The sequence below is a fragment of the Rhizorhapis sp. SPR117 genome (genome assembly GCF_021742065.1).
In genome coordinates this window covers 28,904-50,136 of sequence record NZ_JAKKIE010000030.1, presented here as the reverse complement: position 1 = coordinate 50,136, position 21,233 = coordinate 28,904, and the positions used below count along the sequence as shown (strand labels likewise).

General features: G+C 61.7%; 23 protein-coding genes and 3 pseudogenes. 12 read left to right on the top strand and 14 right to left on the bottom strand.

Annotated elements, in window-relative coordinates:
- Positions 1-92: 92 nt before the first annotated feature.
- The 12 genes and pseudogenes from L3X40_RS12760 to L3X40_RS12705 all read right to left on the bottom strand — a co-directional run bounded on the left by L3X40_RS12760 (position 93) and on the right by L3X40_RS12705 (position 8,338).
- Positions 93-422, bottom strand: a complete 330-nt coding sequence (locus tag L3X40_RS12760) for a hypothetical protein (RefSeq protein WP_067111170.1) — start codon at positions 420-422, stop codon at positions 93-95.
- A gap of 235 nt (positions 423-657) precedes the next feature.
- Positions 658-921: pseudogene (locus L3X40_RS12755) on the bottom strand (winged helix-turn-helix transcriptional regulator); the annotation flags it as partial.
- A gap of 58 nt (positions 922-979) precedes the next feature.
- A complete protein-coding gene (locus tag L3X40_RS12750) occupies positions 980-2,632 on the bottom strand; it encodes an ATP-binding protein (RefSeq protein ID WP_067111160.1) in 1,653 nt (550 codons plus the stop codon).
- A gap of 89 nt (positions 2,633-2,721) precedes the next feature.
- The gene (locus L3X40_RS12745; RefSeq protein WP_067111157.1) at positions 2,722-3,075 is read right to left on the bottom strand and encodes a DUF3768 domain-containing protein; all 354 of its coding nucleotides are present in this window, start codon (positions 3,073-3,075) and stop codon (positions 2,722-2,724) included.
- Positions 3,072-4,049: a hypothetical protein gene (locus L3X40_RS12740; protein ID WP_237365950.1), complete on the bottom strand. Its 978-nt coding sequence runs from the start codon at positions 4,047-4,049 to the stop codon at positions 3,072-3,074. The genes L3X40_RS12745 and L3X40_RS12740 overlap by 4 nt, the downstream gene beginning before the upstream one ends.
- A gap of 171 nt (positions 4,050-4,220) precedes the next feature.
- Entirely contained in the window at positions 4,221-4,691 is a 471-nt protein-coding gene (locus L3X40_RS12735) for an ArsI/CadI family heavy metal resistance metalloenzyme (protein WP_067111152.1), read from the bottom strand.
- Entirely contained in the window at positions 4,688-5,041 is a 354-nt protein-coding gene (locus L3X40_RS12730; protein WP_237365949.1) for an ArsR/SmtB family transcription factor, read from the bottom strand. Before L3X40_RS12730 ends, L3X40_RS12735 begins: the two co-directional genes overlap by 4 nt.
- 96 nt (positions 5,042-5,137) lie before the next feature.
- Positions 5,138-5,920, bottom strand: coding sequence for an arsenical resistance protein ArsH (gene arsH / locus L3X40_RS12725; RefSeq protein ID WP_067111146.1), 783 nt, complete (start codon positions 5,918-5,920; stop codon positions 5,138-5,140).
- Positions 5,917-6,990 carry an ACR3 family arsenite efflux transporter gene (gene arsB / locus L3X40_RS12720; protein WP_067111143.1) on the bottom strand — a complete coding sequence of 358 codons (1,074 nt, stop codon included), beginning with the start codon at positions 6,988-6,990 and terminating at the stop codon, positions 5,917-5,919. Before arsB ends, arsH begins: the two co-directional genes overlap by 4 nt.
- A 13-nt stretch (positions 6,991-7,003) precedes the next feature.
- Complete coding sequence (gene arsC / locus L3X40_RS12715; protein WP_092959536.1) at positions 7,004-7,450, bottom strand: arsenate reductase (glutaredoxin); 447 nt, start codon at positions 7,448-7,450, stop codon at positions 7,004-7,006.
- Complete coding sequence (locus L3X40_RS12710; RefSeq protein ID WP_092959534.1) at positions 7,447-7,983, bottom strand: arsenate reductase ArsC; 537 nt, start codon at positions 7,981-7,983, stop codon at positions 7,447-7,449. The genes arsC and L3X40_RS12710 overlap by 4 nt, the downstream gene beginning before the upstream one ends.
- 10 nt (positions 7,984-7,993) lie before the next feature.
- Entirely contained in the window at positions 7,994-8,338 is a 345-nt protein-coding gene (locus L3X40_RS12705) for an ArsR/SmtB family transcription factor (protein WP_092959532.1), read from the bottom strand.
- Positions 8,339-8,528: 190 nt separating this feature from the next.
- Between L3X40_RS12705 and L3X40_RS12700 the strand changes: the two genes are divergently transcribed.
- From L3X40_RS12700 to L3X40_RS12685, 4 genes and pseudogenes are all read left to right on the top strand, one after another.
- On the top strand, positions 8,529-8,696 hold the full coding sequence (locus tag L3X40_RS12700) for an ArsR family transcriptional regulator (protein ID WP_092959530.1): 168 nt from the start codon (positions 8,529-8,531) through the stop codon (positions 8,694-8,696).
- Between the two features lie 130 nt (positions 8,697-8,826).
- Positions 8,827-9,912 (top strand): ArsO family NAD(P)H-dependent flavin-containing monooxygenase, encoded by a 1,086-nt coding sequence (locus L3X40_RS12695; protein WP_092959528.1) that lies wholly within the window; start codon positions 8,827-8,829, stop codon positions 9,910-9,912.
- 372 nt (positions 9,913-10,284) lie between these two features.
- On the top strand, positions 10,285-11,463 hold the full coding sequence (locus L3X40_RS12690; RefSeq protein ID WP_092959526.1) for an acetyl-CoA acetyltransferase: 1,179 nt from the start codon (positions 10,285-10,287) through the stop codon (positions 11,461-11,463).
- 287 nt (positions 11,464-11,750) lie between these two features.
- A pseudogene (locus L3X40_RS12685) lies at positions 11,751-13,238 on the top strand (phosphate acyltransferase); the annotation flags it as partial.
- Between the two features lie 27 nt (positions 13,239-13,265).
- Here the strand turns inward: L3X40_RS12685 and L3X40_RS12680 are convergent.
- Both L3X40_RS12680 and L3X40_RS12675 read right to left on the bottom strand, forming a co-directional pair.
- Positions 13,266-13,958, bottom strand: a complete 693-nt coding sequence (locus tag L3X40_RS12680) for a YoaK family protein (protein ID WP_082797156.1) — start codon at positions 13,956-13,958, stop codon at positions 13,266-13,268.
- 62 nt (positions 13,959-14,020) lie between these two features.
- Positions 14,021-14,149 (bottom strand): annotated as a pseudogene (locus L3X40_RS12675) (helix-turn-helix domain-containing protein); the annotation flags it as partial.
- A 172-nt stretch (positions 14,150-14,321) separates the two neighbouring features.
- Between L3X40_RS12675 and L3X40_RS12670 the strand changes: the two are divergent.
- From L3X40_RS12670 to hlyD, 8 genes are all read left to right on the top strand, one after another.
- The gene (locus L3X40_RS12670; RefSeq protein WP_237365948.1) at positions 14,322-14,486 is read left to right on the top strand and encodes a hypothetical protein; all 165 of its coding nucleotides are present in this window, start codon (positions 14,322-14,324) and stop codon (positions 14,484-14,486) included.
- A 217-nt stretch (positions 14,487-14,703) separates the two neighbouring features.
- A complete protein-coding gene (locus L3X40_RS12665; protein ID WP_237365947.1) occupies positions 14,704-16,302 on the top strand; it encodes a phosphoenolpyruvate carboxykinase in 1,599 nt (532 codons plus the stop codon).
- A 46-nt stretch (positions 16,303-16,348) separates the two neighbouring features.
- Entirely contained in the window at positions 16,349-16,786 is a 438-nt protein-coding gene (locus L3X40_RS12660; RefSeq protein ID WP_067111121.1) for a DUF983 domain-containing protein, read from the top strand.
- Positions 16,787-16,944: 158 nt separating this feature from the next.
- A complete protein-coding gene (gene zapE, locus L3X40_RS12655) occupies positions 16,945-18,153 on the top strand; it encodes a cell division protein ZapE (RefSeq protein ID WP_082797154.1) in 1,209 nt (402 codons plus the stop codon).
- The gene (locus tag L3X40_RS12650; RefSeq protein WP_067111118.1) at positions 18,150-18,341 is read left to right on the top strand and encodes a hypothetical protein; all 192 of its coding nucleotides are present in this window, start codon (positions 18,150-18,152) and stop codon (positions 18,339-18,341) included. The genes zapE and L3X40_RS12650 overlap by 4 nt, the downstream gene beginning before the upstream one ends.
- 77 nt (positions 18,342-18,418) lie before the next feature.
- The gene (locus tag L3X40_RS12645) at positions 18,419-19,306 is read left to right on the top strand and encodes a hypothetical protein (RefSeq protein ID WP_067111115.1); all 888 of its coding nucleotides are present in this window, start codon (positions 18,419-18,421) and stop codon (positions 19,304-19,306) included.
- Between the two features lie 290 nt (positions 19,307-19,596).
- The gene (locus L3X40_RS12640; protein ID WP_067111111.1) at positions 19,597-20,205 is read left to right on the top strand and encodes a TetR/AcrR family transcriptional regulator; all 609 of its coding nucleotides are present in this window, start codon (positions 19,597-19,599) and stop codon (positions 20,203-20,205) included.
- Positions 20,202-21,233, top strand: coding sequence for a secretion protein HlyD (gene hlyD, locus L3X40_RS12635; protein WP_067111109.1), 1,032 nt, complete (start codon positions 20,202-20,204; stop codon positions 21,231-21,233). The genes L3X40_RS12640 and hlyD overlap by 4 nt, the downstream gene beginning before the upstream one ends.

The following is a 21,233-nucleotide window of genomic DNA, read 5'->3' as shown; positions in this document are numbered from 1 at the left end:
TCCCCCTCCTCTCCTCGGCCGTTCGGCCGAGCAGGCGCGTAAGCGCCCCTTCCGAGACCCGCATTCGCGGCCTCGGGGGAGCCTTCGCCCGATTAGTGGATCGAGCCGAACAGCAAACGCTTGGCCTCGGCCTGATGAGTCCCGTCCCTGACGCCGATCGTCCCGCGCATATCATCGTACAACCTCGCAGCGAGGGTCTCAGGCACCTCGGCATAGGGTGCCACGACCGCAAGCGCGGCCTCGGGCGTCAGTAGTTCGCCTGGTTCCGTTCCGTGCCAAATCGTTGCTTCGCCCTCCTCCGGCTCGGCCTCGGTGCGGGTGAACACCTGCGCGAAGTAGGTTTGCAACGGCCGATCCCAACCGACGACGGCCTTGATGACGTCCGGCTGATCGTTCCTGGGCGTGAGTTCGTATCGGCTCATGATCAGCTCTTGCAAATGCGATGTTCGAGATGCCGGCCGGCCCCTTCGGCGCTGGCCAGCGCCCGCCGAACCGCGGTGACGGCACGCGACGCCTCCAATTCTGTCAGGAGGTTACGCGCGGCGCGCAAATGATCAATGGTGGGATTCCAGCTCTGGTGATCAGTAGATGGAGCCTTCCGCGACGGGCCGTGGTGCGCGCCCGAGAGGCCTGGGCCGAGCTGTGACGGTACGCTCCCTACTCGGAACCCGGGACTTCCTGACCGTGCTGGACCCCACGCCTCTCAACCAGCGCGGGCAACCGATCCTCGATCCAGTCTGTGAGCACCTCGACATGAGATGCGGCTTCCTGCCCAAACGGCGTCAGCGTATATTCCACATGCGGTGGCACCACGGGATAGCTACGCCGGATCACCAGGCCATCCCCTTCGAGCTGTTGCAGCGTCTGCGCGAGCATGCGCTCACTCACGCCGTTCACTTTGCGGCGCAACGCACTGAAGCGAAGTGTGCCTGTCTCCGTCGCCTATGCTGGCGGGACGCTGCCAGCGCATTGTCAGCGGTCAGGCGGCCGGGACCTGCTCCATACGGACGTCCATGGTCTCGCGGCCGATTACGGCCACGAATTGCGCGCCTTCGGGAACGAACCATTGGGTTCTGTATGCGAGTATGGCGCGCAGGCGCTCGAGAAGTGCTGCTTCATCGCCCAGCAGGAGACGGGTCGCCATTTCCTGCGCATCGAGCAGGAAGCGATCGTGTTGGGTATCCCAGCTGTCGGCCTCGCGGTCATCGCTCGAGGAGAAACAGGCATTGTCGAGGAGGTCGACAAGTTCGGCGGGGTTCACGGCCTCGGGGGAGGCGAACACGACATTGGCTTCCTCGAAATTCCAGAAATGCGCATCGTCATATTCGATCACGACCGGCGCCGGGATCACGATCGTTTCGCCGGTCTTCCCTGACAATTGCAGGACGAGGTCAAGACGGTCGGCCACACCATTTGTCAGACCGGGGAGTTCCCCGCTGTCATAGGTGAACGTCTCTCCATTCTGCTCGATTTCGAAGCGCAGGCCCGAGATTCGAGGCAATGCGTCATACCAGCTGTAACCTCGCATCGCATCGTCAGGCTCCGCCAGTCGCCCGTCAAAACGACCATCCCTTGCGAGCGCGAAATGGGCGCACTGTTCAATGGGAGGTCCGAAATCGTCGACCAAAATGAGATCGTTCGTCGAGGTCAGGTTCTGGCGGCTGGACCCGCTATTGTAGTCGGCCATCGCCGGCGCCCATGACTGAAGCTCGCTACGCGCCTCAGGGAGGAGGACACCGAGATCGATCGATTCTTGCCAGTCCGCGAAAGAAAGACGGTGGCTGCCGAGCGCCTGGATATGCCGGTAGATGGAGAGGCGGACCGCAGCGCGCAGATACTGCAGCGCGCTGTTCTCGACCATCTCCTTGCGGGCCGGAAGCACGAGCTGCAACTCGGGCGCATCGATAATGTCGATCTTGGCGGCCCAGTGGCGATCCTTCTCCGCCACCGTCGGGAGGAGCGAGGCGACGGTCACGCCATGGAAGTTGATGCTCGGGCTGAAATGCCGGTGAAGATAATTGCGATAGATGCCGATGCGGACGCCGTCCTGCTCGACGATCGTCTCTGCTCCCTTCAACCAGTCCTCGCGGGGCAGATCCTGGCCGTTGAGCTGAACCGGAAGCGGACAATAACGCGCGGCGCGTTGTGCGACGGTTTCGAGCGATTTGGGCCATTGCTCGTCGATCGGTACGCGGATCTCGGTTCCGAAAGGATGCGTACAGGGCGCAACGGCGATGGGCGCGCCGGACTCCCAGTCGCCAGAGGCGATGCGGATCGACCAACCATCGCCGGTCGAGCGTGGGCAGGAACGGACCTCGACGTCGCGACCAGCGAGGCTGAACACGCCCATGCCGGCGGGGTCCTCTCGCCGCGCGATATCGTCACCCCAACCGGACCGGCCGAGGGCGAGAATGACCGATGGATCTTCAATCCCGGCGCCATCGTCGACAATAGCGAGAAACGCAGCCTCATCGGCTTCGATGACTTTGAGGTCGACAGCGCTCGCACCTGCCCGGCGCGCGTTCTGGATGAGCTCGGAGAGAATGTCACCGAGCGTATTATTGAAAAGGCGCGTGACCTTGGTGACGGCGGCGGGATCAACCCGGCTGTGGATGACGGTGGGAAGGGACATCTGGGGCTCCTCGACAAGTGGAAATTCTCCACCTGCAGCCCTCCTCCACTTTTCCCGGACCGACGGGGCGCTTAGGGGTCGCCTCGCGCTCAATAATCCTCGGCGAGCATGATCGTGAGCACGCGCCGCGTGAGCGACGCGTCCGCTGGATCGTCCGATCCGAATTCGAGGGCGGGATCGTAATAGTCGATCTTGAAGAGGATGCGCTCGCCCCGAAGATCGAAGGCGCCGAAGTCTCGCTCGGGGCCGTCGTCTGGGGCGAAATCATACCGGCGGACGGCGGCGAGGAGTTCGGCCTGGGCAACGATTTCACGAACCGCGTCTCCTTCGCCTGCGAGACGTGAGAGGCATGTGCGGGTTACGATGAGGCGCGCGGCTGGATCGAAGCCCTGGCGGCAACGATCGTTCAAGCGGGCGATCTGTTCTGTAACAGGGATGGTCATGCTGCCTCCTTCAGGCAGGCGTTGAACTGCTCGAGCCACTCGGCCATCGCCGGGCGGTCGGGGAGTGGGACATGGGCCGCCACATCCTGGAACCGGATGAGATCGGCAGGCGCGTCACGGATGATCGCGTCGATATCGGCAGCGGGCAGGAGCTCCTCGGCGCGAATGAAATCGGTCATCCGGCCCGACCGCGTGCGCGTCGAGCGGCGCCACAGGCCTTCGACGGTCCTAAGGCGCGGGGCAGCCCTCGCCTCGACCAGCACGATCAATCGCAGACACCAGGCAGGAAGGGCGCGAACCTCATCCGGCTTCATCGCGCCGCAGATGAAGCAGCTCGATTTTGGCGGCACTGGAAGACCAGCCGCTTCGATCCGGGCAATACAGGCGGCGCGGTCCCAGCCCCATTCACGCAGGGGATAACGGCATTCGAAAAGGTCGCTTTCGATGGTCGAAGCGTGCGCGTATCGCCGCGTGTCGGCCGGCGATGCGTCGTAGCCGATGAGCCGGACGACCTTCTGACCTCGCGCCCAGGCGTCCTTGGCGGGCTCCCACTGCTTGAGAAAGGCGTCCTGCGGAGCGACCTTCCATTTGAGCGAGCACGAATGGCGCCCCAGAGAAATGCTCGGCAATGTGGCGTTCGTCAAAACGTTGGAGAGCAGATCGAAATAGGGCGGCCAGTGCTTGAAGCGGCGCGGTGTGTAGCGCACCGTCACATAGGGGATGCCCCGTGCCGCCATCCAGGCGGCGATCATCTTTTGGTAGGCGTAGGTCTCAGGTTTCTCGACGCCAGGATCGCCCGTGATCACGAGGTCGGGCGGCGTGCCCCGGCTTTCGAGTTCGAGAAGGAGCGCGGTGCTGTCGACACCGATGCCATAGGCCAGGACGACGGGTTGTGGCGCATCGACACGGATATAATCGAGCGCACGTGCGGGAACGGGGCCGGCCTCGGCCGGGACTGCGGTGAGATCGCGCATGGGGATATCCAAATGGGCTTGAGCAGAGCTTTTGCTCGATCACCCCTTCCCACTCCCCTCTCACCTGGACGGCTCGGCCTTCGAGCGCGAGGACGAGCGCACACCAGCGCTCTCGACCTAGGCGGAGCCGGCGACCGGACCGTCCGGCGCGTTGGCGAAACGATGCCTGTGTCAGCCGCAGCAGCCTAACTTCGCTGTCGGCATCGCCTGTCCGCAGCAGGCGTCGTCAGCGGCGTTTCCGGAAAGTGCGCTCAGCTTCGGGCTGTTCCCATAGTCCGTCGCATCGCCGCTGGTGTAGAATGCTTCCCACACCACACCCTGGGGATCGGCGATCCAGCTTTTTTCAGACTTGGCATAGCAACAGGTCGTCGCACCTTCCTCCAGAACCGGTCGATCGGCGGCGCTCAGGCGGCTGTAGACTTCCGCCAGTTCATCCTGGCTTTCGACCTGGATGCCGAGATGCTCGATGCCTTTGGCCGCATGGCTGTTGGCCGAGATCGCAAAGTTGACGCGCGGATCATCGAGCATCCATTTCGCGTAGTCGGGCTTCACCACCGTCGGCTCGCTGGCGAACAGCGTGGAATAGAAACGGATCGATTGGTCGAGATCTGCAACCCCGACGTGCACATGCAGGCGTTTCATGCGGACTTCCTTTCCGATGAGGATGTCGCTGGGGCTGCGCACGAAGCCTCGGTACCGCACGACGTGCTGCCGGCACAGCAGTTCTCCATGAGATAGCCCATGAGAGCGTTCATCCCCGCGTAGTTGGCAGAGTAGACGAGAGAGCGGCCGTTGCGCGTCTGGTTTATCAGTCCAGCCCGGTTGAGCTGAGCCAGATGAAACGAGAGCGACGAGTTGGGTATGTCCAGTTCGGCGGCGATAGCGCCGGCTGGAAGACCCTCAGCGCCCGCGCGCACCAGAAGCTTGAACAGCGCCAGGCGATGTTCCTGGGCGAGTGCTCCGAGAGCCAGGATTGCCTCACCGGGTTGCAACGGACTTCTCCTCATTTCGAGTAAAATCGAAACATGGCGTCCACCTTCACACGTCAACGTTAATTTCGAGTTTTATCGAAATAAGCGTTGTGCCTGTTACGCTTTCTCCTGTGGTGGAACCAGTGCGCCATCGATCGAGGCAAGGATTTCCGCGGGAGCAATGACCGGCCGATCCGCTTCGACCCGCTCCGAATAGCGATCGACCAGTTGATCGACATGCGGGCGGAGCAGGACAGTGAAACGCACCAACTCCTCTACCACGTCGACGATCCGGTCATAATAGCTCGACGGCTTCATCCGTCCGGCCTCGTCGAATTCGGTATAGGCTTTGGCCACGCTCGACTGGTTGGGGATGGTGAACATCCGCATCCAGCGGCCGAGGACGCGCAAGCTGTTCACGCTGTTGAACGATTGTGAACCTGCGGAAACCTGCATGACGGCAAGGGTGCGACCTTGCGTCGGGCGCCTGCCCTTCAATGCCAGCGGCAGGTGATCGATCTGAGATTTCATGATCCCGGTGATCTGGCCGTGCCGTTCCGGGCTGCACCAGATCTGTCCTTCGGACCAGAGCGAATGCTCGCGCAGTTCGTGAACCGCCGGATGATCGTCGTCCTGGACCTGATCGGGCATGGGCAGATCGGAGGGATCGAAGATCCGCGTCTCGCAGCCGAAGAACTGGAGCAGGCGCGCGGCCTCTTCAACCACGAACCGCGAATAGGATCGTTCGCGCAAGGAGCCATAGAGCAGCAGGATGCGCGGCGGCGGATCGAGTTCGCCCAGACCCAGCGTCGGACGACGATGAGCATATTCAGGCTTGAGCGCCGGAAGATGGTCGGGATCGGCAAGCGTCCGCAACCTGGCCAGACCCGTGTCGTTCATGCCCGGACCTCAGCCGGAACGCTGCCGGGAAACCAGCGCCGCCCGAACCAGAAGGCGACGTTTACCAGCAGGATCAGCACCGGCACTTCGACCAGCGGGCCAATGACTGCCGCGAAGGCCACCGGCGAGGCAAGCCCGAAGGCGGCGATGGCAACCGCGATGGCGAGTTCGAAATTGTTGCCCGCGGCCGTGAACGCCACTGCCGTCGTGCGCGGATAATCGCTCTCGATCAGCTTGCCCATGAAGAAGCTGACGCTGAACTGAACCACGAAGTAGATGGTGAGCGGAATGGCGATACGCAGTATGTCGCCCGGCAGTGTCACGATCTCATTGCCCTTGAGGCTGAACATGGCGACGATGGTGAACAGCAGTGCGACGAGCGTTATCGGACTTATTCTGGGCAGGAAACGGGTTTCATACCATTCGTTGCCCTTGGCTTTCACCAGCCATCTGCGCGTCAGAAATCCAGCCAAAAACGGTATGCCGAGGTAGATCAGCACCGCCTCGGCGATGGTCCAGAAACTGACATGGATGACGCTTCCCTCAAGCCCGAACAGCGGCGGCAGGAAAGCAAGGAAGAACCACGCATAAACACTGAAGAACAAGATCTGGAAGATCGAGTTGAACGCGACCAGCGCGGCCACATACTGGTTGTCGCCCCTGGCAAGCTGGTTCCAGACGATGACCATGGCAATGCAGCGGGCCAGCCCGATGAGGATCAGGCCCGTCATGTATTCCGGCTTGTCGCTAAGGAAGATGACCGCGAGCGCAAACATCAGCACCGGCCCGATGATCCAGTTCTGGATCAGCGAGATCGCCAGCACCCGCTTGTCTTCGAATACGCGCGGCAGTTCCTCATAACGCACCCGCGCGAGCGGCGGATACATCATCAGGATCAACCCGATAGCGATGGGCACGTTGGTCGTCCCCCAGGACAGGCTGTCGATCGCCTTGGGCAATCCTTCGAAGGTTGATCCCAGGCCGACGCCGAGCGCCATGGCGAGAAAAATCCAAAGGGTTAGATAGCGATCGAGGAACGACAGGCGTTCACGCTTGGGCTGTGCGGTCATCTTGATCCCTCGTTCAGCCGGTGACGCGATTGCCGGTGGCATCGATCACCTGTTCGCCGTCTTCCTTGGCGATGACGCCGCGCTGACCAGCCGGAATTAGGTCGAGTACCTCCTCGGATGGACGGCAGAGCTTCACACCCTGCGGCGAGACAACCAGCGGGCGGTTGATGAGGACCGGATGCTTCATCATCGCGTCGATCAAATGGACGTCGGAAAGATCAGGATTGTCGAGCTCAAGGTCGGCATAGGGCGTGCCCTTCTCGCGGAGCAGGGCGCGCGGCGTGATGCCGGCGCGGGCGATGAGGCTTTCCAGCAAGGCACGCGAAGGCGGAGTCTTGAGGTACTCAATGACATGCGGTTCGATCCCGGCATTGCGGATCATGGCCAGCGCATTGCGCGAGGTTCCGCATTCGGGATTATGGTAGATGACGATGTCGCCCGATTGATCCTGGTGGGTCATTCGCTTGCTCCTGCCTTGGCGCTGGCGCCCTCGCTTTGGCCGATTTCCTCGAGCTTTCGCCGCGTCGCCATCTCATCGAGGCTGGCGAGCGGGAGTGCGAGGAACAGCGAAATGCGGTTCTGCAAGTAGCGCAGCGCCTGCATGAAGGCATCGCGCTGACCAGCGCCTTCGACTGATGCCGGGTCCTCGATGCCCCAGTGCGCCGTCATCGGATGGCCGATCCATACGGGGCAGGTCTCGCCTGCGGCGTTATCGCAGACGGTGAAGATGAAATCGAATTGCGGCGCGTCCGGCGCGGCGAACTCTCCCCAGCCTTTCGAGCGCATGCCCGTTATGTCGAAGCCCATATTCTCAAGTACGGAAATAGCCATCGGGTGAACCTCACCCTTGGGCTGGCTGCCGGCACTCCAGGCGCGGAAGCGGCCTTCCCCCAGCTTGTTCATGACGGCTTCGCCGAGGATCGAGCGGGCACTGTTGCCGGTGCACAGGAAGAGCACGTTGTAGGTCTTGTCGGGGCCGATCGTGTCGGACATGAGAGCACCCTCAGGCATTGCAGTTGAGTTCGCCGAGCAGTTCGGCACACATTTCAGGGACGCCTTGACAGCAGTCCTGCATCAGGAAGGCGAGCAGCCGGCGCATCCCCTCATAATCGGCACGGTAGTGGATGAGCCGGCTTTCCCGCTCGGATTCCACCAGACCCGCCCGTTCGAGAATGCCCAGGTGATGCGACATGGTGGACGGCGGCACATTCGCGGCCTGCGCGATAGCACCGGCTATCAATCCCTCCGGGCCAGCCTTCACCAACATGCGAAAAACAGACAGGCGCGTGTCGTGCGCGAGCGCGCCGAGCGCCTCGACGGCCGAGACCTGCGGATTGAATTCCTTCATGATCTATTCCATCCTTCCAACCTCATCGAATAATCGTGGATAGCCCACATAGTCAATCGATATTTCGAGCATGATAGAATGATCTGCCGCCATGGGATAGCCGGTGGTCTGTTTGATCATGGCCGATGCAACCATGCGGAGGGGCGCATAAGCGCATGCGCATGATCAGGGTCCATCCACCGGAGACCTCTTGGTAGCCCTGGCCGAACCGACGAGACTCGCTGCGCTCGCGATCGTCAGGGACGGTCAGGAACATTGCGTATGCGAACTGATGGACCTGTTCGATATATCGCAATCCCGAATTTTCGCCAGCATGGGTCGCCATCGTCGATGTCGTGTTCGCCGCGCATGCCGATAGAAGCCCTCTTCCGATCAGACAGAAAGCCGCATGACATGATGATCCAGGTACTCCCATCCAGGCATTCGCCGGTAGTCCGTGCCGCAGGCTTGCCCCAAGCGGACGCTCTTCACCGCTGGCTGCAGGCCTGATGACCACGCAGCACGACATCGTCATCATCGGCGGTGGCCAGATGGGGTTGTCACTGGGCTATTATCTTCGCCGTGCAGGGGCCGATTTCGTGATCCTCGACGCCGAAGCTGGGCCCGGTGGTGCATGGCGCCATGGGTGGGATTCCCTGCGCCTGTTTTCCCCCGCCGGATACAGTTCGCTGCCGGGTTGGCTGATGCCGCCGCCCGCGCATGAGGGGTATCCCACGCGCGATGACGTCCTTGATTATCTCGCTCGCTATGAGGCCCGTTACGAATTCCACATCGAGCGTCCCGTCCGGGTGAAATCCATCGAACGGGCCAGCGATCGTCTGGAAGTCGTGACGGACAAGGGCAGGATTGCCGCACAGGCGGTTGTCAGCGCCACCGGCACCTGGTCTCACCCCTATATTCCCGAGATCGAGGGGCGCGATCTTTTCAACGGCGTGCAGGTCCATTCGGCCCACTATGTCCGGCCGGAGGATTACAGCTGCCAATCAGTGCTCGTGGTTGGCGGCGGCAATAGCGGCGCCCAGATCGTTGCCGAACTCGCGCCCGTAGCACGCACCCTCTGGGTAACGACCCACGACCCCCTGTTCCTGCCCGACGATGTGGATGGCCGCGTCCTGTTCGAACGCGCGGTTGCGCGGATGAAGGCTGGACCGGGCGATACACCCGTGGGCGGCATCGGCGACATCGTCATGGTCCCGCCGGTCAAGGAAGCACGCGCCCGCGGAGACCTGGCTTCTGTCCGGCCCTTCGAACGGATGACGGCCGAGGGTGTTGTCTGGCCAGATGGTTCCAGGATGGCCGTCGATGCGATCATCTGGTGCACCGGCTTTCGGCCCGCGCTCGATCACCTGGCGATGCATGGCGTGGTCGAGGACGATGGCCGGGTGCTGGTCGATGGCCAACGGTCGATCAAGGAACCCCGCCTGTGGCTTGCGGGCTATGGCGACTGGTGCGGACCGGGATCGGCCACGCTCATGGGCGCAGCCAGGACCGCCCGCGACCTTGCCGGAATGCTCGGCAATGTGGTGTTGGTCAAAACGTTGGAAAGCAGTCGAAATAGGGCGGCCAGCGCTTGAAGCGGCGCGGTGCGGAGCGCACCGTCGCATAGGAAACGCCTCGCGCAGCATGGCGACGGCACCGGAACCAATTTGGACGGTGAGCCCGCCTCACTCCGCCTCTCGGCCCCTGCTTTGCAGCTAAATCAAGCATGGTTCCACAATGATGTACTATACATCAAATTACCATCTTCACACATTTTATAGAAATATGGTAACTCACTAAGCACATTCCGAACATGCATAGCGGCTCGCGCCTGGAACCGATTCCTGTCCAAGCACACGGTAGGTGATCCTCTCGATCGCGGGCAGATTCCAGCGGCAGCGATTTGGATGATCCGCCCACTCCCCCGACCCGAGGGAGCGCATTCCAAGAACTATACGAGGTTGCAGATGTCCAAGATCAAGATTCAGGCAAATATCGTTGGCTGGGGACATACGGCATTTGGAAAGCTGTCCGGAGATACGATTGAAAGCCTTATCGCGTCTGCGGCAAAGCAGGCAATTGTCCATGCCGGCATCGATCCGCGCGATATTGATGCCGTTTGGCTGGGGCATTTCAACTCCGGCATGGTCCCCGACGCGTTCTGTTCGTCGATGATCCTGGGGGCGCACGACGCCTTGCGCTTCAAGCCGGCAACGCGCTGCGAAAATGCATGCGCATCGGGTTCGGCTGCGCTCTATTCGGCGCTGGACGCAGTCCAGAGCGGGCGGATCAAGGTGGCCCTGGTCGTCGGGGCAGAAAAGATGACCGGCCTCGACACCGCAGGCGTCACGAAGGCGCTATCCGGTGCAAGTTATCAGCCCGAAGAAGCCGAGCTCTCCTTCCCGGCAATATTCGCGCAATTTGCCTTGGCCTATGCTGCGCGGCATGGCGACCCGACCGACGCAATGGCGCGCATTGCGGTAAAGAACCATCGGAATGCGCTTCTCAATCCTCTCGCGCACATGCGTAAGGAAGTCGATCTCGACTTCTGCCTGACGGCCTCCGATCGCAATCCGGTGATTGCTCCGCCGCTCAAGGTTACGGATTGCTCGCTTATTTCCGATGGCGCGGCAGCCGTTATCATTGCTCACCCGGATGTCGCTCGCGAACTTGAACGTGCGATTGGCTTCCGTGCGGCAGAGCAGGTCAACGACTTCCTTCCCCTTTCCCGAAAAGATCTGGCCAGCTTCGAAGGCCCCCACCTGGCATTCAAGCGGGCTTACGACGCTGCGGGAATTTCCGTGAATGACCTGAACTTCGCCGAGGTCCATGATTGCTTCACGATCGCCGAGTTGCTGACACTTGAAGCCATGGGCCTGTGCAAACCCGGCGAAGCAAGCCAGCTTGTACGGGAAGGTCAAACTGAACGTGGCGGGCGGTTGCCCGTCAATTTGTCGGGCGGACTGAAGGCCAAGGGCCATCCGGTTGGTGCAACCGGCGTATCGATGCACGTCATGGCGGCTCGCCAGCTTTCCGGGGATGCCGGAGAAATGCAGCTTCCCGGTGCCGAGCTTGGCGCTTGTTTCAACATGGGCGGCGGCGCGGTGGCAAACTACGTCTCGATCCTCGAGCCTGTCAAAGTGTAATCGCAGCCATGGTCATCGGGATAATCATAGTCATCTCGCTGCTGCTTATGATCCTGTTCTTCGGCGTCACGATCGCGGGGGGCCGGGCACATGATCGGCGCAACGCCGAGTTGGCTGAGCGCAAGCGGCAACGCCATAAGTGCGACAGGGACACGACACCTTGAAATGCATGTGGAACATCCCGCTCTGCGCGTTCCCCGTCCGCTTGCGCTCTTGATCTAGCAGCACGCTCACACTTGGTTTGAGCAGGCAATGTCTGCGTCGGGCCCCGATTAGGATGGAATGAAATGGGTGACGCATCTCTTGAGCGCGAAGCGCTGGATTTTCACTCTACCGGTCGGCCCGGGAAGATCGAAATCGTTGCTACCAAACCTATGGCGACACAGCGCGATCTCGCGTTGGCTTATTCGCCAGGGGTAGCAGCCCCCGTACAGGCAATCGCAGCCGATCCAGACGCTGCCTACGATTACACGGCCAAGGGCAATCTGGTTGCGGTGATCACCAACGGAACCGCGATCCTCGGTCTCGGCAATCTTGGGGCTCTGGCATCAAAGCCAGTGATGGAAGGCAAGGCGGTGCTGTTCAAGCGCTTTGCCGACGTCGATTCCATCGACCTCGAGCTTGCAACCGAAGATGTCGAACGCTTCATTTCCGCGGTGGAACTGCTGGAGCCGAGTTTCGGCGGCATCAACCTTGAAGACATCAAGGCACCAGAATGCTTCATCATCGAGCAGACGCTGCGCGAGCGTATGAACATTCCCGTATTCCACGATGACCAGCACGGCACTGCGATCATCGCCGCTGCGGGTATCATCAATGCCGCGCACCTGACCGGACGCGATCTCAAAGACCTGAAAATGGTCGTGAACGGGGCCGGGGCCGCGTCGGTGGCCTGCACTGAACTCGCCAAGTCGCTCGGCGTGCGGCATGTGATCATGTGCGACAGCAAGGGAGTCATCTACCAAGGCCGCACCGAAGGCATGAACCAGTGGAAGTCGGCTCATGCCGCAGACACCGATGCGAGAACCCTCGCGGACGCGATGGACGGAGCGGACCTGTTCCTGGGCCTGTCAGTTGCTGGTGCAGTGACTGCGGAAATGGTCGCCTCGATGGCGCCGCGTCCGATCATCTTCGCTTTGGCAAATCCGACCCCGGAGATCCTGCCAGAGATCGTGAAGTCGATCCGCGCCGACGCGATCATCGCGACGGGACGATCAGACTATCCCAATCAGATCAACAATGTCTTGGGCTTCCCCTATATCTTTCGCGGGGCGCTCGATGTGAGGGCGACCACGGTCAATGACGCGATGAAGGTGGCCTCCGCGAAAGCCATCGCCGAGTTGGCCAGGCAGCGCGTTCCCGAGGAAGTGGCTGCCGCCTATGGCGGCAGTGTGGGCAGCTTCGGTCCCGAATACATCATTCCAACGCCTTTCGATCCTCGCTTGATCGAAACGGTTCCGTCGGCAGTCGCTCAAGCAGCCACGGACTCGGGTGTCGCCCGCCGACCGCTTACCGATGTCGCAACCTACCGCCAGGCACTACGGGAACGATTGAACCCAACCACAGCTGTCCTGGCCTCGGCCCAGGAGTTGGCCCGCTCGCGATCGACACGGATGATCTTTGCAGAGGCCGAGGAGGATACGGTCCTGCGTGCAGCCATCGCATTTCACGAGGGAGGATATGGCACGCCGATCCTCGTCGACCAGAACGAGCGGGTGCGCGAAAGCCTCCAAGGTTTGGAGTGCGATCCGGCCAACTTGGAAATCCACAATGCGCGGATTCTCCAAAGTCGGGTAGCACCGTCAGGCGGGCAAGATGTCCCGCTCGATCAGCCATGTGCGCAGGGTCAGCACGCCTGCCACGCCGGCGGCCAGGGCGAAGGATCGGGCATCGAATGCGATCCACGCCCCGGCGCCCAGCAATCCGCCAAACAGGAAGGCGAGCCAGAAGGATGCATGCAAGCCGATCTGGCGGTGGTTGGCGCCGCTGCGCCCTCCGGCCAGCGCCTCACCAAAGCGGGCGATCTGAGCTGAGGGGGACATGGCCTCCTGCAGGTCGGAATTGTCGCGTTCGAAGACGCAATGGGCGCCGCCCATCGCCATTGCGAGGAATACAGCTGGGGCGAAGGCAATATGGGCCTGGACCGCGACATAGGCGGCGACCAGGACAAGGGCAGTCGTCAGGAGAACCAGGGTGCGTCTGAATTGCGTCGCACGGTGCGCTATCAGCGTCATCAACGTGACGCCGGCAACGAAGCTGAGAACCATGGCGCCCGCAAACAGAGCGACTGCATAGCTCTGCGGCAGATTTGCGCCCAGAACCGTGGCGTTGGCGTCGGGCGAAGCCAGGAAGACATGGCCAAAAGCGAGAAACCCGATCGCATTGACCAGTCCTGCCAGCGCCGCCAGCAAGGCCGCCAATTGCACCAGTGCGCGCTGGGCCCTGCCAACTTCCAGTGAACTGGGGCGACGTCTCAACAGGCCGGGATCGCTCATCGTTCGCCCCTCACCCATGCCTTGCCGACAGCCGTTCGATGATGAGAGCAATGCTCTGGCCGTCGAACCTGACCGTCAGACGACTCCATGCGCTGGATGGTGGGCAGGGAAAGTCCGGCAAGCTCGGCCATCTGGTGCTGGTCAAGTCCGAGAAGGGCGCGCGCGGCCCGCATTTGCTGCGACGTGATCATAACCTGCTCTAATGATGTTTTATACATCAATATGCAGTCTTAACAATTTAAGATGAAGTTGTATATATGCCTCATGCCATTCATTCGATCAGTCCCTGGGGAGCAAAGCCTCGCTGGCGGCGTTAACGCCCCCCTCAGGCTGATCCCGCGTGACCCAAGCGACTTTCGGGTCATGGCCCCGTTCCACCATGCCGGTGGATTGCTCTGTGAAGCTGAGCTCAAGCCGTTCGCAGCGGCGGGGCTGATGTCGGACATCGTCCGCGTCATCAACCAGGGCAACAGCCGTGGACCGCACGTCACTCGCGGCGCGAAGCGGGAGGCCCCGGATGAGCGATAAAACAATGCCGCAGCTGCTTCTTCCCAGGCGGCGGCAGGCGGAAGCCCGCGAATCTGCTGCGGAGCCTTCGCGTTCAGCGGAATGTGCCGACAAAGCGCACATGTCCCGCGTCCGGCGCCCCAAACTTTCGCTGCGCTACCGACCGCATGACCTCGCGACCGATCTTTGAAGCGTCCCCGTAAATTGTTCCAACAGACCGAGAGAGGCCATTGATCACATGACCCTGACCCTCACCAAGCCGGAAATCACCGTCAAGCCGGGCGGCCGTCTGCACGAAAACCTCGATACGCCACAATTGGTGGAACTCGCGTTGCGGCGCGGCGAAGGCCGCATGTCGGAACATGGCGCGCTGGTGGTCGAGACAGGCACCCACACCGGGCGCTCGGCGCAGGACAAGTTCATCGTCCGCGATGTCGAAACCAAGGACGACGTCTGGTGGGGACCGTCCAACAAGCCGATGAAGGGAGGGGCCTTCGAGAAGCTGCGCGAAGACTTCTACAAGCACCTGTCGACACTCGACGATGTGTTTGTGCAAGACCTGTTCGGCGGGTCTCAGCCGGAATTCCGCGTCGGCGTGCGGATCATTACCGAACTGGCCTGGCATTCAAGCTTTGTACGCACCATGCTGGTGCGGCCAACCGCAGACGAGCTTAAACAATTCTCTGCCGACTATACGATCATTGATTTGCCGAGTTTCCGCGCCGATCCCGAGCGCCATGGCTGCCGCTCAGAGACGGTGATCGCCATCGATTTCATGAACAAGCTGATCCTGATCGGCGGCACCGGCTATGCGGGCGAGATGAAGAAGGCGGTCTTCACGGTCCTCAACTACGTCCTGCCCCGGCAAGGCGTCATGCCGATGCACTGCTCGGCCAATATCGGACCCGATGGCGACACCGCGATCTTCTTCGGTCTTTCGGGAACCGGCAAGACCACCTTGTCCGCCGATGCCTCGCGCACGCTGATCGGCGACGACGAACATGGCTGGTCGGATACCGCCGTCTTCAACTTCGAAGGCGGCTGCTATGCCAAGATGATCTGTCTGTCGGCCGAGGCCGAACCCGAGATCCATGCAACCACGCAGCGCTTTGGCACGATCCTCGAGAACGTGGTCATGCATCCGGAGACCCGTGCGCTCGATCTCGATGACGCCTCACTCGCCGAGAACAGCCGCGGCGCCTACCCAATCCATTTCATCCCCAACGCTTCGTGCGAGAATATGGGGCCGGTGCCCAAGACCATCATCATGCTGACGGCCGACGCCTTCGGTGTGCTACCGCCGATCGCCCATCTCACACCGGAACAGGCGATGTACCATTTCCTGTCTGGCTACACGGCAAAGGTGGCGGGCACCGAGCTAGGTGTGACTGAGCCGGAGGCCACATTCTCGACTTGCTTTGGCGCCCCCTTCATGCCGCGCCATCCCAGCGTCTACGGTAATCTTCTGCGCCGGCGTATTGCCAGGGGTGGGGTCGATTGCTGGCTGGTCAACACGGGCTGGACCGGCGGCCAGCATGGCACCGGCTCGCGCATGCCGATCAAGGTGACCCGCGCACTGCTCAATGCCGCGCTGTCGGGCAAGCTTAAGCAGGCGGAGTTCCGTATCGACCCCAATTTCGGCTTCGCGGTCCCGATCGCGGTCGAAGGCGTCGATAGCAATATCCTCGATCCGCGCGCGACCTGGGAAAAGCCCGATGCATACGACCAGGCGGCACGCGGCCTTGCCGACCGCTTCCGCCGCAACTTCACGCAGTTTGTCGCGCATGTCGATGAGAGCATCCGGGCTGCCGCGCCTCCCGGGATGTTCGATGCCTGATTTCATGCAGACACCCTTTGACCAATTACGAGAAAAGCCAAAGTCCATGCCAGTCCATGAGCCTGGATCCGTGACCAGCAGCCTCGTCCTGCCCGCCTCGGGTTGGGCCGCGATACTGCGCGGTCTGCGCGGGCATTGTCCGCGCTGCGGCGAGGCCCGGTTGTTCATGCGATTTCTCAAGCCGATCCCACGCTGCCCGCAGTGCGCGCAAGACTGGACGCACCAGCAGGCCGATGATTTTCCGGCCTATGTCTCGATACTCGTGACCGGACATCTGATGGCGCCGCTCATCATCGCGCTGGTCCGCGACGCGGACCTGTCCGTCCCGGCGCTTATGGCCGTTATCCTGCCGCTCGCCATGACGCTGATGATCGGACTGCTCCAGCCCGCCAAGGGCGCCATCATCGCCTTGCAGTGGTGGTTCGGCATGCATGGTTTCCGCAAGGAGCGTCCGGGAACGGTCCCGGACGAAGCCGAATCATGACGACAGTATTCCGCCCGCTCGCAGTGACCGGGATCGGCGAGGCCGTGAGGTTTTGAAAAGCGTGCGAACAGCCTCATTCCAGATCGGCCCAGGAGACCTCAAACCGGGGCGGCCGGCACCCTGTATTTAGCCCATATCTGTTCACGGAGTAACCGGACTTGCCACAGAGCAAAGTCATCGCGCGTTATGAAGACGCGATTTCAACCGGGCAATTGCGCCCCGACGACGCACAGCGCCAGGTCGCGCACCGCTTCGGCAAGGCTGTTGCCGAACTGGAAGCGCAAGCACAGCGGCCTGGTCTCATGGCTCGCATCACCCGGCGCAAACCCGAGCCTGTCCGGGGTGTTTACCTCTGGGGCGGCGTCGGGCGCGGCAAGTCGATGTTGATGGACCTGTTCTTCGACTGTGTCGATATCGCCGACAAGCGGCGGGTTCACTTCCATGAGTTCATGCAGGAAGTGCATGATCGGCTGCGCGTCGAACGCGCGAAGGAGGCGGGCGACCCGATTCTGCCGGTGGCCGATGCGATCGCAGGGGAGGCCCGGCTGATTGCGTTCGACGAGATGATCGTCACCAATTCGGCTGACGCCATGATCCTGTCCCGGCTGTTTACCCGGATCATCGGCCACGGCGTCACGATAGTCGCGACATCGAACCGGCCACCCCAGGATCTCTACAAGAACGGCCTCAATCGCGAACATTTCCTGCCGTTCATCGCGCTTCTGAAGGATCGGCTCGATGTGCTCTCGCTCGACGGCCCGACCGATTATCGCCTCCAGCGCCTGGGCGGCTTCCAGACCTGGCATGTCCCCAACGGTGACGCTGCGACCGAAGCCCTGAGCCGGGCCTTCTTCCGTCTGACCGACTTCCCGGTCGAGGACCGCGAGCACGTTCCCTCCGAAACGGTCGCGATCAAGGGCGGGCGGGAACTGTTCGTGCCCAAATCGCTCAAGGGCGTGGCGGTCTTCTCGTTCAAACGGTTGTGCGGCGAGCCGCGCGGCATACCCGACTACCTGGCCCTCGCGCATCGCTATCACACCGTCATTCTCGTCGGCATCCCGGTGCTGGATGCAAACCGGAAATCGCAAGCAGCGCGATTCAAGACCCTGATCGACACGCTGTACGAGAATGGCGTCAAGCTGCTCGCTTCCGCCGATCGTGATCCCGACACGCTCTACTGCGCCTCTGAGGATGCGTTCGAGTTCGAGCGCACCGTTTCGCGTCTCAATGAAATGGGATCGCACGACTACCTGGCCCGCGGCCATGGCGTCAGCGACGAGAGGAGCGCCGCACGATTGGACGATCAGTCTCGTCCGATCCCAATTCTCGATCAGGCCCATCCTGCAACGGACGGAGCCATGTCATGACACAAAAACCACTGCTCAAACCGACAACCCGCAACAGCGACTTCTATCTGATCCGGCTCAACACGTGCCTGGAAGAAGCCGAGGAAGCCACCCTGCCGCGCGTCCGGGATCGTTGCCTTCGCGCGGCCGCGGCATGGCAGGAAATGTACGAAAAGGCGCAATTGTTCGAACGGCGCCTTGGGCGCTGAGCGGGGCATGAGCAATCCTTTGGTAGATTTGTCGGTTTGCACGGAGTGGTACGCCCCGGATTGTCAGACGAAGCGGCATGCCTGTGACAGATAGCTGTTCCACCTATGCGCTGCATTCAGACGCCACGACGGACGTCGCTGAACTTGACGCCACCGAGATCGACATATTCCTCGAACACATTGACGAGATTGATCGGGAGCAGCGGTGGAGCGCGCGATTCGAGGCGACATCCTCGCAGCTTGATGGCGAGGAAAACGACTTTGTTGCGCCGTTGGTCTTTGAACTTGGGGACATCAGGAGTTTGTTGGCGAACTGGGCTTTTGTTCAAAGCGCCATGAGCATCACCGACCCGGTCCGGCTGATGCTTGAATATACCCAGGCCATGATGGGCTTCCTGCTGTTCAATCCATCACCAGAAACGGTCGAGATCATCGGTCTGGGCGGCGGCTCTCTGGCAAAATACTGTCACAAGTTCTTGCCCGGGACTTCGATCCGCGGGGTGGATGTCGATTGGAATGTCATCGACGTCGCCGATCAGTTTTGCATGCCACCCCGCAGCGACCGCTTTGAGATAATCTGGGCTGACGGTTCTGACTTCGTGGTGACCGATCAGCGATCGACCGATATCCTTCTTGTCGATGGCTTCGACAGCAGCGGACAACCTCCACAGCTCTGTTCGCCGGACTTCTACCGCGCGTGCCGCGCCCGGCTCAACGCTAACGGAATTCTCGTCGTCAATTTGTGTGACCATGCCGGGAAGAATGAGCCCATTCTGCGGCGCCTGCGTGAATGTTTTGGCAGGATCATCACCATATCCGTCGAAGTCGGAATGAATCTCGTCGTCTTCGCGTTCAGGGACGAGCGCGACAGATTCGACCGCGAAAAGCTGCGTGAGGCGGCGATGATTTTGCAGCGAGAGCATCCCCTGCCGATGGCAGGCCTGGTGGAAAAATTGCTCTGGTAATCAGCCATCCGAAAACATCGCCAGAAGCGCTCAATGCTCCTCCGGCATGTCGTAGGCGGGCCAAAACTCATGCACTCGGCCAGTGGATGAATGGATCAAGCTGGCAGCGCGGTGGGTTCGAAGCCCCGGCCTACCCGCGAAAGGCTGCTCGGGCATGCTGTGACCTGCCCTGACGCCCCTCCTCTTCCGCCCTTGCCGTTCATGACGTTTCCCTTCGGCGGTTCCATCTTGCAACGAGCACATATCGCCGATAGATAGTAATAGATTACTAGCTTTCGAAAGCGCAAACAATGAATGGGCGTTCCAGGCATCTCCCCGCTGACGAGCGACGGGCGGCGACCGTGGAGGCGGTGGTCGACCTGGCTGCGGAACAGAACCCGAGCGACATCACAACGACGGCCATCGCCCAGCGAATGGGACTGACCCAGGGGGCGCTTTTCCGTCACTTCCCGAGCAAGGACGCTATCTTGCAGGCGGTCATGTCCTGGGTGACCGAGCGCTTGCTCGCCCGCGTGGACAAGGCAGCGGAAGAAGCCGCATCGCCGGCCGCTGCCCTTGAGGCGGTCTTCATGACGCATATCGATTTCGTGTCTGATCATCCCGGTGTGCCGAGAATGCTGTTCGGGGAGTTGCAACGACCGGGCGAGACTCTCCCGAAGCGCATGGCCCAGACCCTGATCCGCCACTATGGCGAACGGCTGCGTGGCCTGCTCGAAGCCGGGAAGGCACAGGGCGAACTGCATGCGGACCTCGATCCGGATGCCGCAGCCACGCTGTTCATCGGCACGATCCAGGGTCTCGTCATGCAATCCATGCTGGCGGGCGATGTGGCCCGCATCCGTAGCGATGCGCCCGGCGTGTTCGCCATTTATCTGCGCGGTATCGGAGCAGCATCATGAAGAGCATCCGACTGTCCAGCACGGCAAAGCGGGTCATACTTGTTGCTGCTATCGTCGCAATAATCGGTGCTGGATGGCTGTGGATGCAGCGGGGCAGCCGCGACGGTGACGCACTCACCCTATACGGCAATGTCGACATTCGGGAGGTCCAATTAGCCTTCCGCCAGTCCGGCCGCGTCGCGCAGATGCTGTTCGATGAAGGCGATCATGTCGAACCGGGCGCGCGCGTGGCGACTCTCGACGCGCAACCGTTTGAGGAAGCGCTCGCCGCGGCCGATGCGGCCGTAGCGGTCGCGCAGGCAGACCTCGACAAATTGCGCCGCGGCCTGCGTCCGCAAGAGATTACCCAGACGCAGGAGGCCCTCAATCAGGCCTTGGCCGTGGCCAGGGATGCGGCGCGCAATTTCGATCGTCAGAGCCAGTTGCTCGCTTCAGGCGCCGCCAGTCAAAAGACGGTCGATGCCGCGCGCGCCGCGCGCGATCAGGCCGTCGCCAGTGTCAATGCAGCCAGGGCCGCGCATTCGCAAGCCGCGGAAGGCTTCCGCAAGGAAGATATCGCGGCGGGGCAGGCACACCTCACCGCCGCGCAAGCAGCACGCGCCCAAGCGGCCACCGCGCTTGCCGACACAACACTGCTTGCGCCCAGCACCGGCACGATCATCGCACGGGTGCGCGAACCCGGAAGCATGGTTGTCAGCCAGAGCCCGGTTTACAGCCTCAGCCTGGACAGGCCGGTTTATGTGCGCGCTTATGTCGGCGAATCGGATCTGGGCCGCATCGCGCCCGGAATGCGGGTGCGCGTTCGCAGCGACTCGTCCGACAAGACCTATCAGGGCCAGATCGGGTTCATTTCGCCGCGCGCCGAATTCACGCCAAAAACGGTCGAGACCACGGATCTGCGCACGGATCTGGTCTATCGTTTGCGGATTGTCGTCACCAACGCAGATGCGGCGCTTCGCCAGGGCATGCCGGTGACCATCGAGGTCGATGCCGGACAAGCCTCCGACGCGCGCACCAAAGGCCGCTAA

Excerpts from the sequence above, each read along its gene's own strand:
- L3X40_RS12745 (WP_067111157.1), bottom strand. The coding sequence starts at position 3,075 with ATGACCATCCCTGTTACAGAACAGATCGCCCGCTTGAACGATCGTTGC.
- arsC (WP_092959536.1), bottom strand. The coding sequence starts at position 7,450 with ATGACCCACCAGGATCAATCGGGCGACATCGTCATCTACCATAATCCC.
- arsH (WP_067111146.1), bottom strand. The coding sequence starts at position 5,920 with ATGAACGACACGGGTCTGGCCAGGTTGCGGACGCTTGCCGATCCCGAC.
- L3X40_RS12705 (WP_092959532.1), bottom strand. The coding sequence starts at position 8,338 with ATGAAGGAATTCAATCCGCAGGTCTCGGCCGTCGAGGCGCTCGGCGCG.
- L3X40_RS12665 (WP_237365947.1), top strand. The coding sequence starts at position 14,704 with ATGACCCTGACCCTCACCAAGCCGGAAATCACCGTCAAGCCGGGCGGC.
- L3X40_RS12750 (WP_067111160.1), bottom strand. The coding sequence starts at position 2,632 with ATGTCCCTTCCCACCGTCATCCACAGCCGGGTTGATCCCGCCGCCGTC.
- L3X40_RS12710 (WP_092959534.1), bottom strand. The coding sequence starts at position 7,983 with ATGTCCGACACGATCGGCCCCGACAAGACCTACAACGTGCTCTTCCTG.
- L3X40_RS12645 (WP_067111115.1), top strand. The coding sequence starts at position 18,419 with ATGCCTGTGACAGATAGCTGTTCCACCTATGCGCTGCATTCAGACGCC.
- L3X40_RS12670 (WP_237365948.1), top strand. The coding sequence starts at position 14,322 with ATGGCCCCGTTCCACCATGCCGGTGGATTGCTCTGTGAAGCTGAGCTC.
- L3X40_RS12650 (WP_067111118.1), top strand. The coding sequence starts at position 18,150 with ATGACACAAAAACCACTGCTCAAACCGACAACCCGCAACAGCGACTTC.
- L3X40_RS12640 (WP_067111111.1), top strand. The coding sequence starts at position 19,597 with ATGAATGGGCGTTCCAGGCATCTCCCCGCTGACGAGCGACGGGCGGCG.
- L3X40_RS12695 (WP_092959528.1), top strand. The coding sequence starts at position 8,827 with ATGACCACGCAGCACGACATCGTCATCATCGGCGGTGGCCAGATGGGG.
- arsB (WP_067111143.1), bottom strand. The coding sequence starts at position 6,990 with ATGACCGCACAGCCCAAGCGTGAACGCCTGTCGTTCCTCGATCGCTAT.
- L3X40_RS12760 (WP_067111170.1), bottom strand. The coding sequence starts at position 422 with ATGAGCCGATACGAACTCACGCCCAGGAACGATCAGCCGGACGTCATC.
- L3X40_RS12735 (WP_067111152.1), bottom strand. The coding sequence starts at position 4,691 with ATGAAACGCCTGCATGTGCACGTCGGGGTTGCAGATCTCGACCAATCG.
- L3X40_RS12680 (WP_082797156.1), bottom strand. The coding sequence starts at position 13,958 with ATGAGCGATCCCGGCCTGTTGAGACGTCGCCCCAGTTCACTGGAAGTT.
- L3X40_RS12660 (WP_067111121.1), top strand. The coding sequence starts at position 16,349 with ATGCCAGTCCATGAGCCTGGATCCGTGACCAGCAGCCTCGTCCTGCCC.
- hlyD (WP_067111109.1), top strand. The coding sequence starts at position 20,202 with ATGAAGAGCATCCGACTGTCCAGCACGGCAAAGCGGGTCATACTTGTT.
- L3X40_RS12690 (WP_092959526.1), top strand. The coding sequence starts at position 10,285 with ATGTCCAAGATCAAGATTCAGGCAAATATCGTTGGCTGGGGACATACG.
- L3X40_RS12740 (WP_237365950.1), bottom strand. The coding sequence starts at position 4,049 with ATGCGCGATCTCACCGCAGTCCCGGCCGAGGCCGGCCCCGTTCCCGCA.